Consider the following 19,200-nt stretch of genomic DNA (forward strand, 5'->3'; position numbering starts at 1 on the left):
TTTAGTTATACGCGACCGTCTTCCTTAAAATGGCTTAGCAGAGAAAACGGTCGGCGTACCGTTTCCCGTCTTTATTTATCCCCTGTCGCCCGTAATTGCGCATCCAAATCTTCTAGACCTTCGTCTATATCTTTTGTGCCATCGTATATCGCATTAATATTTTGATTAATTGTATTTAATATGGTTGAAAAGTTACGAATTAAATGGTTGTCTGCTTCAAATCCATATTTAATAGCACCTTCATGTAGTTCTTTTAACTGCTCATTGGTCATCCCTGCTTGCTCAGCAACATGGTCTAACCATAGATCCATTAGCTGACTATTAGCCGGTGTTTCATTCGTCATTTCAACCAGTTCTTTCGCCCCTTTTTCAGGATCGATCAAGAATTTGATGAATTCCCACGCCTCATCTGGATGCTTACTTTTAGCGCTAATATTCCAAGGATCCACATACATTGGAATTCTCCGATTATCCACTGTGTAAGGCATGGGTGCAATTCCCCATTGGAATTCTGCAGGTTGATAACTACGAACGCCCCAACCGCCATTAATCGTCATCGCCACTCGACCAGTTAGAAAAGGATCGCCAATTTGCGAAACCGCATCCAATTGTGATTGTGTCGGCGATACTTTATGCTCATGAATTAAATCATAATGGGCTTGAATAGCTTGCCTATTGGCAGGATCATCCAAAACATTCGGTTCTCCAATCGCTCCCGTTTCATAAGCCTCTTCTTTGAAAAGATCCCCACCCCAGAGCCAAGCGTCACGATTTCCATGATTAGTATTTAATAATCCAAAGACCTGATTATTTTTATCGCCTATATTTTTCGTTAATTTTTTTGCATAGTCAACCATTGTATCGTAATTCCAAGATTCATCATCCCAGTCAGTAGGCGGATAATCCAATCCGGCCTCATCAAATAATTCTTTGTTATAAAAGATGTAGGAGCCCATTGCTAAAATCGGAACCCCATATTTCTTCCCATCAATTGTATATATATCAATAAGTTTCTCATCGATCCCTTCAACTGCATTAGGATCTTTTTCTAAATATGGGCTTAAATCTAATAAGGCACCTAGCTCTTGATATGTTGCAAATCCAGAATCTGCCCAGTTCGATGACCAAACATCAGGCACATTTCCACCTGCAATCATCGTTTGCAATTTTTGATCGATCTGTTCTTGAGGAATTTCTTGAAGTTTAATTTTAATATCAGGATTCTCTGCTTCAAAATCCTTTACCATCTTCTCCTCCCAAGCTTTTAACACTGGATCACTACGAACTAACCATGTCAACTCCACCTTCTTTTTTCCGGCCTTTTCGTTTCCGGTAGAACTACAAGCCGCCAACCCAAAAACCGACACAAAAATCAAACAAACGGTCAATACTTGAAATGCTGCCTTTCTCGTCATCTCGCGACCCCCTTGATATTTTGTGAAAAATAAGGATGACTTGTCCTTTAGCAGAAAATCATCCTTAAACTAACAATATTCATTTTAAAAGGAAATTATTCTTAAACGGTTTATACTAATAGCCGGAGGATTCCAAAGTTTAAATTGAATAATAGGATTGCTGAGGGATTAACATTTGGAGAAGTTGTTATGAGGTTTCTGGGGCTGTCCAAAAAGGCTTGGAAAAAAAGGAGAAATGGATATATAATTCCGGCTTTTTTTCAAACGCTAAGAAAATCGCCAAAAACGGCGATATGCCTGCGGGAATAGCATCGGCTGAAGCTGTCTTTTTGGTGATTTTCTACTTTTGCGCTAAATTTTTTGCCTTTTTTTGTTCGGGAGCAGCTCTATTGTCGCTATTAGTAAAAGTTGGCTAACATTTTTGTGTGTGGAATACAAAAATAAAGAACTGACTTCTCTTAAGCTAAGAAAGGAAAAGGTTATATCATTCGAAGATACAAAAAATGTGGCTGGGACAAAAGTATTTTCCCACAAGACAAAACCGACCTGCTAGTTTCTATACTCCGCTCCGGGAATATACTTCGCTAAGGCAATACATTGTTCGTCTATGAAGCTTAGCATTTAAGTTATGTCCCAGCCTCATACCCTGGCCTTAAACCACAGTATCTATCAGAGGTTGTTCAAAAAGTCCGGTAAAAATGGCTCTGCGAGATAGAGGATCTTCTACTAAAACCGCCCACGTCCTGTGGGCAACATAGAAGTCAGCACATCCTGCCAATCCCTGCTTAAAGGCTGCACCGCCTCGAACTTTCGACGTACAGGATGTACTAGTGTCGGTGTTGCTGACAGGACCTCAGCGTAGTTGCAGACTTGGTCCTTTTTATCCTCCTTTTTGAACACGCACTATCATTAAATATTAATCCTCATTATATCTTTTAAATGCTGTATTTTTAATTTCCATATATTCTTCCAATCCCATTTTCTTTATTGTTTCTACGTATTTATCCCACTCTGAAAAAGAAGTTGTTCCCGTAATAAATTTGTCTCTCATTTCATTAGCGTATTTTTCAATATCACTTGCAAGCGGTGCTAGTTTACTATTTTCCTCCTGCGAAAAGGTAAACTTTGGCCACACTTCCTCTATCAAATAGGGCTCTAACTTTTCGGTTGCTTTTAAGGAAGAGGGCAGACTTTTGAAATAATCCTCTTTTACAATACCTGGGTATCCCCCGCCAAGCCAAGAAAAGTATTTACTTTGTTCTTGTTGAATTGTATTACCATCAGTACTTTTTGTGATACTATCGACGTATTCCAGGTCGCCATTTTCATCCTTTTTATATGTCTCACCCTCAACGCCCATAAAAAACAATTTTGCTCCTTCATCACTATAGAAATAATCCATCCAACGGGCAGTTGCGGCGGGATGTTTATTTTTATCAGTAATTACAAAACTTCCTGTATGAGACAGTGGAGAACCTACATAAGCATGCTGTTGCTCCCCATGAGGACCTATTAATGGCTCCATTCCAACATATTCGTTTTCTATGCCCCAACGACTTTCAGGATTTGACGTTACAGAGCTGCCATATACTCCTTCTGAACCAGTTGCTTGAAATTGATTTGCATCAATCGAATAAATATTCTGTTCAATTAGCTTTTCTTCATAAAGCTTATTTACATATTGAAGTAATTCTTTATAGCTATCCGAAATACGATAAAAACGTAGTTCCTCTGTTTCAGGATCCATATCAATAAATGGTTGATTAATACCTCTATTGCCCACTCCAAAAGCTCCATTTAGATAATATAGCAGTGTATCAATTGAGGTCGAACCAAATGGAATCTCATCTTCTTTTCCGTTTCCATTAGGATCTTGTTCCTTCACCGCCTTAAGATATTCGTAGAATTCATCTGTTGTTTTTGGCAGATCCATTCCTACTGCATCAAGCCAATCTTCTTTTATCCACGGCCTATTCACAACAAGGACTGATTTATAGTCCGGTGAATAGATCGTTGGTAAGGAATAAATATTTCCGTCGGGTAATGTAAGTCCTTTTTTAATTTCCGGATATTCTTCAAACAGTTTTTTCAAATTGGGCATATTCTTATCTATCAAATCATTAAGTTCTAGAAATACACCCTGTTCTCCATATTTAACTAAATCCGTATCTGGTACGAAAGCAGTATAGAGCACCTCGGGATAATCTCCACTAGCCAATGATAGATTTCTTTTTTCTTCTAATTCTACTGTTGGGACTAAGCCCCAATCAATGTGAATATTGGTCATTTCTTCGTATTTTTCCCAAACCAATAATTTGTTATAATCATCAGCTGTTAACGGAGATTTCCCTGTCATAAAGCTAATTGTAATAGGCTCATTAACTATAGGCATACCCGTCTTATTTAAGTTCTCTTCTCCTTCTTTCGTATTTTTAGAATCTACCCCTTTATTGCTACATGCAACTAATGTTAATAAAAGTACTGTAACTATCAAAGGTAATATTTTACATTTCATAAATATTAACCCACCTTGTTTTATTTTTTTCAATGAATCAGTTTCATAATAGAAAATTCAGTATTAAAATCAGAACAATGTTGATTTCCGCTCTAGGACGACGCTTTCCGGGGGCGTGTGGTGAGCTTATCCTCCAGGAGTCGCCGCCTTCCGCTTCAACCAGTGTGAAGGTTACAATAAATATTTGAATCATCACAGCGTTCGTGTTTTTTCTTTTGATCGATGATTATGAAATTAACTCTAATAACAAAAAATTGGTTTGATTTTCATCGATTGCATCTGAAACTTTTCTTGCTGTTTTGGAATCAATTATACTAACACCGATCAGGCGTGCTTCCTTTTATTAGCTATTTTTATAACGATCATAAGCTGCTTTCTGAATTTCCATATATTTTTCAAGTCCCATTCTTTCAATTGTTTCCACATATTTATCCCATTCAGAAAATGGGACATTTCCGGAAATAAACTTCCCACTCATTTCATCCGCATATTTTTCTATATCTGTTTGTAAAGGAGCCAATTTTTGATACTCGTCCTCTGTATACATAAAAGGAGGCCATACTTCTTCGATTACATCTGCTTTGAACATTTCGCTTGCTTCAAGAGACGAAGGTAAGCTTTCAGCCCCTTTGAAAAATTCCTGTTTAACAAGTCCCGGATATCCTCCACCTAAATAAGTAAAGTATGGTCTTTGAGCCTGTTGTAAGCTGAGTCCATCTGGATTGTCTGTAATATGCTCCATATATTGCAATTCACCGTTATCTGCGGTTTCATAAGTCTCTCCTTCAACCCCCATAAAGAACAATTTTGCTCCGTCATCTCCATAGAAATAATCAATCCAACGAGCCGTTGCTTCAGGATGCTGATTTTTATCTGTTATAGCAAAACTACCTTTACGAGCAATAGGTGAAGTGATGTACGCCCATTTTTTATCCCCATGTGGTCCTTCTAAAGCGGGCATTCCTACATATTCATCTTTTAATCCCCAGCGAGTTTCAGGATTTGAAGTAACAGAACTACCATATAAACCTTCGGATCCAGTTGCTTGAAACTGATTCTCGTCAATAGAAAAGATATTTTCTTCAATTAATCCCCCACTAAAAAGTTTATTCATATACTGAAGCAGTTCTTTATATCCATCAGCTGTCCGATAAAAACGCATTTCATTTGTTTCTGGGTCCATATCCAAAAAAGCATGGTTCCTTCCCCTATTTCCTACACCGAATGATCCTTTTAGGTAATATTCTAGAGTACTGATTGAACTGGATCCAAAAGGAATTTCATCTGCCTTTCCATTTCCATTAAGGTCTGTTTCTTTCACACCTTTTAGGTATTTATAAAACTCCTCTGTTGTTTGCGGGGTATCCATCTCTAATGCCTCTAACCAATCCTTCCTAATAAATGGCTTTATATTACTTGTCATTGATATGAAATCAGGGGAGTAGATCGTTGGTAGAGCATAAATCTGTCCATCTGGATGTGTAATACCCTTTCTAATATCTGGAAATTGATCAAGTAATTGCTTAAAGTTCGGCATATATTTATCTATTAAATCATTTAATTCTATAAATATTCCCTGCTTTCCATATTTCGATAAATCCAGATCAGGTACTCCAGCTGAATAAAATACTTCTGGATATTCCCCACCTGCCAATGCTAAGTTTCTTTTTTCTGTTAATCCCTCATTAGGAATCAATCCCCAATCAATATTAATATTTGTCATTTTTTCATATTCTTCCCAAATAAGGACCTCGTTATAATTTTCAGCAGTGATCGGTGGCTTCCCTGTCATAAAGGTTAAAGTAATTGGCTCATTCACAATGGGCATATCCGTCTTATTAAAGTTTTCTATTTCTTCTTGATTTGAAGCCGATTCCTCTTCTTTTCCTTTGCCATTGGATTCTTTCTCATTCTTACTGCAGGCCGACAATACCATGAATGCAATCGCTATCAAAATCAATATTTTTTTTATTTTCAATATCGACACTTCCCTTATACAATTCGTTTTTATTTGTTTTTATATACTTTTATCCTCTATTCAAAAACTCCTAATCTTGTAAAGCTTCCACTTCATCACTATCATTTTGAATCGAACCAAGATTATAGCCGTACTTCAGGTTGGATGTTTTTTCATCAAACCAAATACCATAACGAAATTTCCCGTGAATTATATTATCTCTTATAATTCCTGTATGAGTCGCTTGTTCAAAAGTCAATGCATCTGAAGCAATGTCCGTCTGGGTTACAAGTGTATTAGTGGAGACCAATAATATTGAACTATTATGAATTTGAACAAACTGGTTTTTAATATCGATGACACGATTATCTTTTATATCTACGATTTCACAGTTTGAGACATCAATCCCCTCTTCTGAATGATTGATTATGTTATTCATTAGTGCAATAGTGGTTAAACCTTTACAATAGATGCCCGCTTTTAAAGCCTTCGTAACGATATTGTGATCAATATCTCCTAGTGAGCTATCTTCCAGTTGTAATCCTTCCTCTTGTGTTTCTTCCAAATGATTCTTAGAAATTACATATTGGGTACAGTTTTTTAAAAAGATACCATATTCATTCGGTTTAAAGATTTGGTTGTTTGTGATCGCTATATTTGAACAATCTATTAGTTCAACTGCGGATTTATCCATATAATTAATTGTATTATTTATTATTGATACGCGCTTTACATTGCTAATGATGATTCCATTATCTTTACTAACACTAAGTGTATTCCCCTCAATTTGTACATCTTCTGAAACAACATCAGTAGAGTAAATTCCAATAGCAAAACGCCTATTTCCTTGGAAATACTCAGGATAGATTTCCTTTCCATTAATAAATTGATTTTTGGTTATATGCATTCGTCTGAATGGACCAGCTTCACCAAATGTTTGATGTTTAGCCCCACTAACTGCATAAATTCCTCCACCGCATTCATAAAAAGTATTCTCCGTAATCGTCACGTTTAACCATTTGTAGGGACGGATTGCATAATAACACATTTCTTCAAATGTATTATTTCTTATTGAAATATTTTGATGCCATTTCCCCTCTTTATGCGTATGACCTCCAATACCAGCTGGCCAAGCTTTAAATTCAACAGTTGTCTCAATTCCGCTTTTTTGAAATGTGTAAGAGTTTCCCTTACCAAAATAGCAATTTTTAATGATAACATTCTTACAATGAGTATCATCATAAGGAAGTGCACCTTGAATTCCGCCAGTCCCAGCATGGTCAATTTGAATTGCCTCTACATACCAACGATTCTCAGCCAATTCTCTATAGCCATAAAACTTACAATCCTCTATCACCACATTCTTGGAAGAATTAATTTCGATGGCATGAGCATCAATTAAATCGTAAAATTTGCAATTTCGAAATGTCCAATCCGCTGCGTGCGCAAATTGAAGTACATTTCCATCTTCATAGCAAAGGACGCTTGGATTAAATCCTACTAATTCGAATTGTGCATTTTCAAATAAAATATTACCATTCCCTGTATATCCCTCATGGGGAGTTCCGTTATATTCATAGTTGCGTAACATTGTTACTGTGTGGTTTCGCCAAAAGATGGCTCCCTCTTCACATATGACAGAAGTGTTTCCGTAAATTTCCAAGGCTTCTGACCAAACATAATCACCTTTCGTAACATATATAGTGATCGACTGCTTAATTTCATTTGATAAACGAAATACTTTCTGAAAAGCTTCTGTATCGTCATTTTGTTTATCTCCTTTTGCACCCCACCACTGAGGATAAACAGCAGCTCCTGAAAAATTACCAATCACCTTCCCGCTACCAGCAAATATTTGAGTAGCTTTTGCTTCAATCAAGGATTGGATTTCAACCACTGTTCCTTTATCTGCTTTTAATACTGCCCCATTATCGAATAATAATAATAGATTGCGGGGAAATAATAGGTTTTTCCCAATTAGATAAGTACCAGCCGGAAAATAAATGGTCGCCTGTTTATCCCCCAATGTATCTACTAATTGCTTTAATGCAGGAGCATCATCTTCTGTTCCATTCCCTGACACATTAAAATCCTTAACATTATACCAATCTCCTCCACCAGAAGACTTTGGTTGAGATACACTATTATCCTCTTTTTCTTCTTTATTATCTTGGGCATAAACATTGAGAACATTAGGTAATATTCCTGGAACAGTCATAAGACCTGCCATAAGGCCTAGTGAACCGACAAATCGTCTTCTGGTCATATTTGGATTGAACTTATTTTTATCCTTATTATCGGGAGAACTGTCTATTTTCATTTGCATACCCTCACTTTTTTATGAATAGAACGGAACAATCCTGTTATCTTCCAAAATATCCTCCATACGTTTACATTCCTTCAACATTTTTCTGTTGAGAAACTCACTTATTTACTTGTTCCAATTTTGACTTCGAGTAAAAATTGTTTATTACCCATTCGCCTACTTTTATGAGCGGATTTTATTTATCATCATCCTTCTCTTTTCCCATAAGGTCATTCGCTGTTCTTTTAAATTCGGATAATGTCTTTCCGAAGGCAGCACCAAGCTCAGGGAGTTTTTTAGGACCAAACAGAATTAACGCAATAACGAGAATGATAATTAAACTTGGTATTCCAATATTTGGTAGCAATTGATCACCCCTTAAATGATTTAAAACAATTACTCCTTATTAAATCTAACAAACACTTCCCGATCTTGTTTTCTCCCTTGAACATATGCCTTTTCGAAAGCGTATTCAGGATTAAAAGCATCAAGGTCTATCTGACATGTTTTCACTCGTAGATAACCTTGATCAAGCTCAATGATTTTGAATTCGAAAGGTGTTTCTACAAATGAACTACTAGTTATAAATACGTCATTAGAGATTGATTTCAAGGTATTTAAATGATTATGTCCTGACAAAACTAACTTTAGCTGCGGATATCTTTGAGTCATGTTTAAGATAGATTCTTGAAATGTAGCCGGTGGCTCATGGATGACTTTTTTCAATCCACTTTGTTCTGTGCTCATGCCAAAAACCGGACTATGGGTTACTAACACATGAATTTTGTCTAAATTTCTATTAATGCTGGTTTCTAATAACTGTAATTGTTCATCTGATAAATAAGGCTCCTGAATCTTTCCCCAATAAAACTCACGGCCACATTCCCAATGATTAGGTAGGACATGAACTACACACGTATCGGCATGAATATCGAAGTTAGGTGATTGATTAATAAATAAATTTGGAGCTTCATTCAGCCAAATCTTTAAAGCATCAGGGTGATCCAAATCATGGTTCCCTAAACATAAATACGTAGGAACAGAGAAACGAAATAAATTCGCAGCCTGTCGAATTGTATCCTCATTGCATGATTGGACAAGGTCGCCCCCATGAATAATAAAATCATAATGGCACTTTTTAATTTCTTTCCTTAGACAAGAAATAAGCTGGTTAATCTTATCCGGATAAGCCGGTTGTTGGTGGAACCCAATCGGATCCGCCCCAATATGGGTATCTGTTAAATATAAAAAACGAAGTATGGTCTGTCTCCTCCTTTCTTTAGGGTGATAAATTATTTCACTACTCACAAAAAGTCTATCATCAACAAAAATGGAACAAAACAAGTGATGCTTTTACTTCATATGTGAGTTTTATGAGTGGGTTTTTCATTCGAATTTTATTTGTTTTTCCATTCAAATATAAGGTCAATGTAAAAATTGACATATGCAGTATAATATCCACATGATTCTGTATGGAGCTGTCCAATAAGTCTTCAACAACGGAAAAAGAAATGAGAAATGAATGAATCCTCCTTCTTCTTTGTTTGTGAATAAACACTAAGAAAATCGCCAAAAACGCGACACGCCTGCAGGAATAGCATCAACTGAAGACCCCGGAGCGAAACGAGGAGGCTGAAGCTACCCTTGAGGCAAGGGAGCCTTTTTGGCGATTTTCGATTTAGGGACAGCCCCAAGTTTAGATCACCAACTAAAAAACAAACAAAAAATCTTTCCTAATCAACTATCACGTCAATCAGAAAAGATATTTATAAAACTCTTTTTTCATCTATATTTTGCCGGTAAGACTTTCGATATTGGCTTGGAGTAATGCCTTCTTCTTTTCTAAATTTCCGAATGAAATTAGACACATCGAAATAACCAATATCTAAAACGATCTCTTTAATTGTACGGTTCGTGTGGAATAATTGATCTTTACATTCTTGCATTCGCAATTCCCAAACAAACTGGGTAAAGGTAATCCCCGTTTGCTCTCTGATAAATTTGCTTAGATAAGTACTAGATATCTGAAAATGATCCGCAATACTTTCTAGGCTAAGGTCATGATGTTTGTACTGTTTTTGAATATATTCCATGATGTTATCTCGCAGCTGATAATTATGACTTTCTTTTCTTTTTTCAACTTCTAAACAAATTCGATCGATAGAAATATTGGCATTCTCTTTCATCTGAGCCAATGATTGGAATTCAGACAATTCCTTCACAGCTTCAGTATGATGGAGGATGTCTAATTCAGAAGTGGTTTTCAAAATGGTGTTGATAATATCAAAACAAGTACATTTCAGTATATGGTTAGAAGTATTCTTTTGGACAAGACTTGATAAGATTTCTGCTAAGATTTCTTTTGCTACAACAGGATCTCCTTGTTTTAAGCTTTGAATAAATTTTAAGCGACTTTCTTCTGGAAACCAAATCGTTTCTTTGTTTTCTATAGAAAGATCTTCAAAAAAGATAACTTTATTTGCATAACCTAAGAGGCTATTTTCTGTAGAGGCAGAGGCTTCAATAAAAGAACGATTGATTTTATGTGCCCCTTTATAAATTCCTCCGACACCAATCACAGGCATCATCAAACGATATTCTTTTAAGACTTTGATCAAATGGTGTACAAATAATTGGCGATTATCATTCAGATCGGCTGAATTTTCTCTATTACTCACAATGAGGGCAGCAGTATAATCGTGGACTAATTCCACACCATACCCAGTACAATCTTGATAGGAGACATGATCAATGAGTTTCACAAGCTTTTCCCAATAACAAAAGGCTTCTTGCCGTTTGATTTTCCCTTTATAAGATAGAGCTATGACGAAAAAGGAGTCCCCTCTTAGAAATACTTTTAGATCATTTGCTAAAGTAGTGATTTCTTGCGCATTGTTCATTTCACCCTTAAGTAGATTTGATAGAAATTGGGCTCTAACAAAGGGTTTATGTATGACTATTTTTCTCTTTAAGCGCTCGCTATCCTCATATATGGATTCAATTTTTGTTCTAATTAACTCAATTTCATTTTTTCCCGCTAGATTTTGTCCGGACTGTTCTTTATTTCTTAGGGAGTGGACTAATTTTTCAATCGGCTTATAATGTTTCACAGATAGAAAACAAACAATAATCATCCCGGCTGCCGCAAGAATAAATAATATCACAAAAATGGATTGTTTCAGTGATGTCATTTTTCCATAAAACTGTTCTGTAGGCATTACAGTAACAAAAGTCCAATTACTTGTTTGCGAGCGGATAATAGAAAATGAATAATTGTCATTTTCAAAGTCTTCATTGGAAATGCCCGTTTTCTCCGAAGAAACCTCTTTTACAAAATCTAAATCCATTTGTATCCCATTTTTATTGGAAACTAGTAAATTAAATTCATCGTCAAAGATAAAGCTCGCTCCATCATATTTACCTAGCGTATTTTTGATTAAATTGGACAATGATGTTTCTTTAATAAAAAAAGTAACGGTACCAATTGGAATAGAGCTATCAATAGGTATAGGATAGGAATAGGCTATAACTCGCTGATTATTACCATTAATAGAAATGGTGTTAATGACTTGTAACATAGAATCAGACTGGGCCTGTAATCCCTTACTAAGATCTTCTATACTCTGGGGTTGAACCTGATAGTTATTGCGAACAAAAGTCTGAAAAGTACTTACTCCTCTAGAAGAATAAACGAAATCCTTAGTCTCGTGGAAGTTTATAAATAATTCATCAATAAAAGTGTTGTTCATTTTATACTTTACGATTTCTGTTATAGCTTGTTTATCTAAATAGGGCTGGGTGAGCATATAAGGTGTTAATCGCTGGTCATTTGAGATTCTAGTGGCCAAATGATTTAGTTCAATTAGTCTTGAATCCGTAATATCTCCAATTTGGTTTATTTTGTCCGTGTTTGATTGGATGATTTCTCTTTTTAAATTTCCTACTGATAAATGATATAAAATCATACTAATCGTGATAAATGGCAACATGAACACAAGCAAATAGGAAAAAAGATATTTATACAATAACCTCGGTTTCTTTTTAGACCATTTGAACATTTTCCCCCTCCTCCCCCTATTTTTTGATGCGCTTTCAAAAAAGTCAATTACTCATCTCATATTATAGTAACATGATGCAATTCTTAAAATATAGGTCAATTTTGACAAAAACACAAGGGGGTTCAAGGCCCTAAAAGTAATACATGACTATTTCAACAGTATTGCAACAGATGCGTTTTTAATTTTACCTTCATCCTAATAATGGATATATTTTTCTAGCTCTATTTAAATTGATCAACTCTTTCAAATCAACACCATTATATTCGTATTGTTTATAATTTAGCATAAAAAAACTGCACCTCCAATTGTTAGATGGTATCTAACAATTGAAATGCAGTTCAGATTTCTTGTGTTTTTATAGATAAGACACTGTCATTGATGACCGATTATCTATTAATGTTATAAAATGTTTTCACACCCAAGTATTGCGCTGTTTCTCCCAAGTTGTCTTCGATACGAAGCAATTGGTTGTATTTAGCAACACGATCTGTACGAGATGGGGCACCTGTTTTGATTTGCCCAGCGTTTGTCGCTACGGCAATATCAGCAATTGTGCTATCTTCGGTTTCACCAGAGCGATGCGAGATCACAGCTGTGTAGCCGGCACGCTTGGCCATTTCAATTGCATCAAAAGTTTCAGTGAGTGTACCAATTTGATTCACTTTAATCAAGATGGAGTTCCCAACCCCTTCTTGAATACCACGCTCTAGCTTTTTCGTGTTGGTTACGAATAGGTCATCCCCAACAAGTTGAACAGTTTTACCAATACGATCTGTCAACAGCTTGTGGCCATCCCAGTCATTTTCATCTAGACCATCTTCAATCGATACGATTGGATACTTATTCACCATCTCTTCGTACCAATCAACCATTTCTTCTGAAGTACGGATAATGCCTTCGCCTTTCAAATTGTATTTGCCATCTTCATAAATTTCAGATGAAGCTACATCCATCGCTAATTTTACTTGTTCTCCTGGCTTGTAACCAGCTTTTTCGATAGCTTCCATAATTGTTTCTAGTGCTTCTTCATTTGATTTTAGGTTTGGCGCAAATCCACCTTCATCCCCCACACCTGTGTTGTAGCCTTTTTCTTTCAACACAGATTTTAGGCTATGGAAAATTTCTGCTCCCATACGCAAAGCTTCTTTAAAATTAGGAGCACCAACAGGCATGACCATAAATTCTTGAATATCTACATTATTGTCAGCATGCTCTCCACCATTGAGAATATTCATCATTGGTACTGGAAGTTGCTTTGAGTTGAATCCGCCAAGGTACTCATATAGTTCAAGACCTAGGTAATCTGCAGCCGCACGTGCAGCAGCCATGGATACACCTAGAATCGCATTGGCACCAAGCTTACCTTTATTTTCTGTTCCATCTAATGCAATCATTGTTTGGTCAATGCCAACTTGATCTGTGACATCAAAGCCAATAATTTCATCAGCGATGATTTCATTCACATTATGAACGGCTTTTTCGACACCTTTTCCAAGAAAACGGCTTTTATCACCATCGCGTAGTTCTACAGCTTCATATTCACCTGTAGACGCACCACTTGGAACAAGCGCTCTACCAAAAGCACCTGATTCTGTATATACTTCTACTTCAACTGTTGGATTGCCACGAGAGTCTAATACTTCGCGTGCATAAACATGAGATATAAATGGCATAATCAATCTCTCCTTAAAAATAATTTTTAGTGGATGTTCAAAAGGTAAGGATCAAAGGCTAAATTCGCGACATCCTGTCGCAACGCCTTTGTGACCTGCGTCCTGCAGGCCTCGGTAAAAATGACGCTTCGAATTTCTTCGTTGGCTTGTTTCTGTGCTCCTCGGAAAAGAAAACCACTTTTCCTTCGTGCGATGCGGGTTCAGGGTAGCTTTCCTTGTGCTCATGTATCTAATTGCATACATTCCGCTGCTCGAAACTGCGCCGCCTCGAACTTTCGAAGTACAGGATGTACTAGTGTCGGCGTTGCTGACAGGAAGTCAGTGCCTTTAGCCGACTTGGTCCTTTTTATCCTCCATTTTGAACACGTATTTTTATTATTTTATTTACGATCTATTATTGAATTTCCTGTCATTTCTTCTGGTTTTTCAACCCCAAGCAGGTCTAACATTGTCGGAGCTAAATCAGCTAAGATTCCTCCATCTTTCACTGTTATTCCCTTCTCTGTCACAATAACAGGTACAGGATTGGTTGTGTGAGCCGTCATTGGCTTCCCTTCAAGTGTCACCACTTCATCAGAGTTTCCATGGTCAGCTGTAATAATTGCTTTTCCGCCTTTTTCTACAATCAAATCGACAATTTTACCAAGGCACTCATCCACTGCTTCAATTGCTTTTACAGTCGGCTCTAACATACCTGAGTGTCCAACCATATCTGGATTGGCAAAGTTTAAAATGATTGCATCAAACTTATCCGCCCGAATTGCTTCAGTCAAAGCATCGGTTACCTCATAAGCGCTCATCTCAGGTTGTAAATCATAGGTAGCGACCTTAGGCGAATTGATTAAAATTCTTTCTTCACCTGGGAATGTTTCTTCCCGACCACCACTCATAAAGAAGGTAACATGTGGGTACTTCTCCGTTTCAGCAATTCTCAATTGCGTCATTCCCTGATTCGAAATCACTTCACCGACGGTATTGTCTAAGTTCACTGATTTAAAAGCGACATAGCCTTTTACAGTTTCAGAAAAATGGGTCATACAAACAAAATCAAGATTCTTCGGAAGATCCTCGCCTCGATCAAATCCAGAGAACTCCTCATTAGTGAACACATTAGAAATTTGAATCGCGCGGTCTGGTCGGAAGTTATAGAAGATCACTGAGTCCTCGTCATCAATCGTTGCAACTGGTTTACCATCAGCATCTGTCATAACCGATGGAATCACGAACTCATCAAAAATTCCATGCTCATAAGAATCTTCAAGCATCTCTAATGGATTAGGGTAAACAGGTCCATCCCCATATGCCATCGCACGGTATGCCTTCTCCACACGGTCCCAACGCTTGTCACGATCCATGGAGTAGAAACGTCCGGAGATTGTTGCAAATTTCCCAATTCCATACTCATCCATTTTTGCTTGTGTTTCTTTAATATACTTTTCTGCTGTTTGTGGCCCTACATCTCGTCCATCTAAAATCCCATGGACATAGACTTCTTTGACACCTTCATCTGCTGCAAGTTTTAAAAGAGCAAAAAGGTGCTGAATATGACTATGAACACCGCCATCAGAAAGTAGTCCCATTAAATGCAATTTTTTACCCGTTTTTTTCACATGGTCAATCGCTTGCTGAAAAGTTTCGTTTTTAAAAAACTCACCATTACGGATCGCCACATTTACACGGGTCAAACTTTGGTAAACAATTCTTCCAGCGCCAATATTCAGATGGCCGACTTCGGAATTCCCCATTTGGCCTTCAGGTAATCCCACTGCCTCTCCGCAAGCTGTCAATTGATTATGTGGAAAAGTGTCCCAGTAACGATCAAAGTTTGGCTTTTTTGCATGTTTCACTGCATTCCCTTTTTCTTCATTCCGAATACCAAATCCATCGAGAATAATCAGTGCAACTGGTGCTGTTTTACTCATTGGCTGACGCCTCCAATAATTGAAGAAATGATGCTGCTTCTAGGCTCGCACCGCCTACAAGCGCTCCATCAATATCTGGCTGATTCATATATTCTTGAATATTTTCAGGCTTCACGCTGCCCCCATACTGAATTCTAAGTGCATCTGCTGCACTTTCGGATACATGCTGCTTCACAACTTGACGAATATGAGCGCAAACTTCATTGGCATCTGCAGCTGTGGAGGATTTTCCTGTTCCGATCGCCCAGATTGGTTCATACGCAATCACGGCTTGCTTCACTTGATCTTCTGATAATCCTTCTAGAGCCTTGACCACTTGTCCTTCAACAAGCTGTTTTGTTTCATTATTTTCACGTTGTTCTAAAGTTTCTCCCACACAAATGATTGGAACAAGACCATGCTGATAAGCAGCATGTGCCTTCTTATTCACGCCCTCATCTGTTTCATTGAACATTTCTCTACGCTCTGAGTGGCCAAGAATCACATAAGTAACACCAATATCGTTTAAAGCGACAGGACTAATTTCACCTGTAAAAGCTCCATTTTCTTCAAAATGCATATTTTGTGCTCCTATTTTTACATCGGAATCTTGGACAGCATCGACTAACTGACCGAGGAACAATGCCGGGGAACAAATAACAGCATCTGCATGCTCAGCACTAGGTACCTGTCCCTTTACTTCATTCGCAAAATGAACCGCTTCTTGAAGTGTTTTATTCATTTTCCAATTTCCTGCAATAATCGGTTTACGCAATGTTAACCACCCTTTCGTACAATCTTTGACAATAGCTAAAATTTGATTGAATAGCGAATCTAGCTTGTCTTATTTATCATCAAGAGCTGCAACGCCTGGTAATATTTTCCCTTCCATAAACTCAAGGGAAGCTCCACCACCGGTTGAAATATGACTCATTCGGTCTGCTAAACCGAATTTTTCAACTGCAGCTGCTGAATCTCCGCCACCAATGACAGAATATGTATTTGTGGCTTTCGCAAGCGCCTCTGCAACAGCTTTTGTTCCACCAGCAAATGCATTCAATTCAAAGACTCCCATTGGTCCGTTCCAAATGACCAATTTCGATTCTTGAATCACTTTTTGATACGTTTCTCTTGTTTTTGGTCCAATATCCAAGGCTTCCCAATCAGCCGGAATTTCTTCAATGGAGACCACTTTTTTATTAGCATTTTCTGAGAAGTCATCAGCTACAATTACATCTTGAGGCACGTAAAATTGGACACCTTTTTCCTTGGCTTTATTCATAAATTGACGTGCAAGGTCAAGCTTATCTTCTTCTAGTAGAGACTTTCCAACTTCATGACCAAGTGCCTTCACAAATGTGTAAGCAAGTCCACCACCAATAATTAGATTATCTACTTTATCTAATAAATGATCAATTACCCCGATCTTATCTTTTACTTTCGCTCCACCAATAATTGCGGTGAACGGACGTTCAGGATTTGATAAAGCTTTGCCTAGAACGAAAAGTTCTTTATCCATTAAAAAGCCTGCTGCTGATGGTAAGAATTTTGCAATGCCTTCTGTTGAAGCATGGGCTCTATGTGCAGCACCAAATGCGTCATTCACATACACATCTGCTAAATCAGCAAAAGCTTTTGCCAGTTCAGGATCATTCTTCTCTTCCCCAGCATAGAAGCGAACATTTTCCAGTAAGAGGATATCTCCCTCATTTAGCTTAGAAATTTGCTCTTTTACTGATTCACCATAAGCTTCATCTGCTTTGGCTACTTCTTTTCCTAACAATTCACTTAAACGACGCGCAACAGGAGTAAGACGAAGCTCTTCTTTTACCGTTCCCTTCGGTCGCCCTAAATGACTTGCTAAAAGAACGATCGCACCTTGTTCTGAGAGATATTGAATGGTTGGTAGAGCTGCACGAATACGGGTTTCATCCGTAATATTCCCCTCTTCCATGGGGACGTTAAAGTCTACTCGGCAAAAAACCTTTTTCCCTTTTACATCAAGGTCTTTGATTGATTTCTTTTCCATAATAGTACCTCCTCCTAGATAAAATGAAACTTCAATCAGTGGGTACACTGATATAAGATGAACTCAGGCTAATTCTGCCGCTCCTGGCAACACCTGAGTGACCAACATCCTATTGGCCTCAACCAATCGGGCATTTACGGGCGTTTTTCCTCCACTATTGACACTTCTGATCATCCAAAACATAAGTTGGGAGGTATTACCGACCTTTAATGCGAGATAAAAGATAAAGGGGAAGGGGACTAATGCCCGCTCCCCCAACTAAGGTGTTTCAAAGTTATTATGCTGTTTCATATATATTATAGATTATAGCCCTTGTTTCGCAACATAAGCAACAAGATCCACAACACGGTTGGAATAACCTGTTTCGTTATCATACCAAGAAAGAACTTTGACCATGTTACCTTCCATTACCATTGTAGATAGTCCATCAACAGTAGAAGAATGAGCATCACCATTGTAGTCAGTAGATACTAAAGGCTCATCTGTGTAAGCAAGGATTCCTTTTAGTTCACCTTCAGCTGCTTCTTTAAGAGCTGCGTTTACTTCTTCAGCTGTAACAGATTTATCAAGTTCAGCAACAAGATCCACAACAGATACGTTTGGAGTAGGAACGCGCATTGCCATTCCGTTTAGTTTGCCTTTTAGCTCAGGCAAAACTAGGGCTACAGCTTTAGCAGCGCCTGTAGATGTAGGGATAATGTTTTCAGCTGCTGCACGGGCACGACGATAGTCTTTGTGTGGTAGATCAAGAATTTGTTGATCATTTGTGTAAGAGTGAACAGTTGTCATCATTCCACGCACAATGCCAAATTTCTCATTAAGAACTTTTGCAAAAGGAGCTAAGCAGTTTGTTGTACAAGATGCATTGGAAAGGACATGATGGCTCGCTGCATCATATTTGTCTTCGTTAACACCCATAACGACTGTAATATCTTCGCCATTAGCAGGAGCAGAAATAATGACTTTCTTTGCACCAGCTTCAAGGTGTTTTGCTGCATCTTCACGCTTTGTAAAGCGGCCAGTTGATTCAACGACAATCTCAACGCCAAGATCTCCCCAACCAAGAGCGGCTGGATCACGTTCAGCTAGTACTTTAACGCGCTGATCACCTACTATAATAGTATCTCCATCCACAGATACTTCTTGATCAAGTTTACCATGAACTGTATCATGTTGTAGTAAATGCGCAAGCATACTTGCATCCGTTAAATCATTTACAGCTACAACCTCAACTTCTGGGTTATTAAGTGCTGCACGAAACACAACTCTTCCAATACGTCCGAAACCATTAATACCAACTTTTACTGACATATCTAACATCCTCCTTTTAATATCATGGATAATAAT

General features: G+C 37.7%; 13 protein-coding genes. 1 reads left to right on the top strand and 12 read right to left on the bottom strand.

The window, feature by feature from the left end; translation table 11 throughout:
- Nucleotides 1-71: 71 nt before the first annotated feature.
- A complete protein-coding gene (locus IPU53_RS03700; protein ID WP_207447815.1) occupies nucleotides 72-1,415 on the bottom strand; it encodes an ABC transporter substrate-binding protein in 1,344 nt (447 codons plus the stop codon).
- A 218-nt stretch (nucleotides 1,416-1,633) separates the two neighbouring features.
- Here IPU53_RS03700 and IPU53_RS03705 point away from each other — a divergent pair, with 218 nt between their 5' ends.
- Nucleotides 1,634-1,831 (top strand): hypothetical protein, encoded by a 198-nt coding sequence (locus tag IPU53_RS03705; RefSeq protein WP_207447817.1) that lies wholly within the window; start codon nucleotides 1,634-1,636, stop codon nucleotides 1,829-1,831.
- Nucleotides 1,832-2,331: 500 nt separating this feature from the next.
- Here IPU53_RS03705 and IPU53_RS03710 read toward each other — a convergent pair whose 3' ends face one another.
- The 11 genes from IPU53_RS03710 to gap all read right to left on the bottom strand — a co-directional run bounded on the left by IPU53_RS03710 (nucleotide 2,332) and on the right by gap (nucleotide 19,164).
- Nucleotides 2,332-3,930 (bottom strand): extracellular solute-binding protein, encoded by a 1,599-nt coding sequence (locus tag IPU53_RS03710; protein ID WP_207447819.1) that lies wholly within the window; start codon nucleotides 3,928-3,930, stop codon nucleotides 2,332-2,334.
- Nucleotides 3,931-4,273: 343 nt separating this feature from the next.
- Complete coding sequence (locus IPU53_RS03715; RefSeq protein ID WP_313886439.1) at nucleotides 4,274-5,917, bottom strand: extracellular solute-binding protein; 1,644 nt, start codon at nucleotides 5,915-5,917, stop codon at nucleotides 4,274-4,276.
- A 61-nt stretch (nucleotides 5,918-5,978) separates the two neighbouring features.
- Nucleotides 5,979-8,207 (bottom strand): right-handed parallel beta-helix repeat-containing protein, encoded by a 2,229-nt coding sequence (locus tag IPU53_RS03720; protein ID WP_207447821.1) that lies wholly within the window; start codon nucleotides 8,205-8,207, stop codon nucleotides 5,979-5,981.
- A gap of 181 nt (nucleotides 8,208-8,388) precedes the next feature.
- Nucleotides 8,389-8,559 (bottom strand): twin-arginine translocase TatA/TatE family subunit, encoded by a 171-nt coding sequence (gene tatA, locus IPU53_RS03725; protein WP_207447823.1) that lies wholly within the window; start codon nucleotides 8,557-8,559, stop codon nucleotides 8,389-8,391.
- Nucleotides 8,560-8,588: 29 nt separating this feature from the next.
- Entirely contained in the window at nucleotides 8,589-9,500 is a 912-nt protein-coding gene (locus IPU53_RS03730) for a metallophosphoesterase family protein (RefSeq protein ID WP_207447825.1), read from the bottom strand.
- Nucleotides 9,501-9,958: 458 nt separating this feature from the next.
- Nucleotides 9,959-12,250 (bottom strand): helix-turn-helix domain-containing protein, encoded by a 2,292-nt coding sequence (locus tag IPU53_RS03735; RefSeq protein WP_207447827.1) that lies wholly within the window; start codon nucleotides 12,248-12,250, stop codon nucleotides 9,959-9,961.
- A 386-nt stretch (nucleotides 12,251-12,636) separates the two neighbouring features.
- The gene (gene eno / locus IPU53_RS03740) at nucleotides 12,637-13,923 is read right to left on the bottom strand and encodes a phosphopyruvate hydratase (RefSeq protein WP_207447829.1); all 1,287 of its coding nucleotides are present in this window, start codon (nucleotides 13,921-13,923) and stop codon (nucleotides 12,637-12,639) included.
- A gap of 380 nt (nucleotides 13,924-14,303) precedes the next feature.
- Nucleotides 14,304-15,845: a 2,3-bisphosphoglycerate-independent phosphoglycerate mutase gene (gene gpmI, locus IPU53_RS03745; RefSeq protein ID WP_207447831.1), complete on the bottom strand. Its 1,542-nt coding sequence runs from the start codon at nucleotides 15,843-15,845 to the stop codon at nucleotides 14,304-14,306.
- Nucleotides 15,838-16,599 (bottom strand): triose-phosphate isomerase, encoded by a 762-nt coding sequence (gene tpiA, locus IPU53_RS03750; protein ID WP_207447832.1) that lies wholly within the window; start codon nucleotides 16,597-16,599, stop codon nucleotides 15,838-15,840. The genes gpmI and tpiA overlap by 8 nt, the downstream gene beginning before the upstream one ends.
- Nucleotides 16,600-16,668: 69 nt before the next feature.
- Nucleotides 16,669-17,853 carry a phosphoglycerate kinase gene (locus IPU53_RS03755; RefSeq protein ID WP_207447834.1) on the bottom strand — a complete coding sequence of 395 codons (1,185 nt, stop codon included), beginning with the start codon at nucleotides 17,851-17,853 and terminating at the stop codon, nucleotides 16,669-16,671.
- 303 nt (nucleotides 17,854-18,156) lie between these two features.
- The gene (gene gap / locus IPU53_RS03760) at nucleotides 18,157-19,164 is read right to left on the bottom strand and encodes a type I glyceraldehyde-3-phosphate dehydrogenase (RefSeq protein WP_207447844.1); all 1,008 of its coding nucleotides are present in this window, start codon (nucleotides 19,162-19,164) and stop codon (nucleotides 18,157-18,159) included.
- Nucleotides 19,165-19,200: the final 36 nt, after the last annotated feature.

The organism is Bacillus sp. SD088 (assembly GCF_017355205.1).
GTDB lineage: Bacteria > Bacillota > Bacilli > Bacillales > Bacillaceae_C > Lederbergia.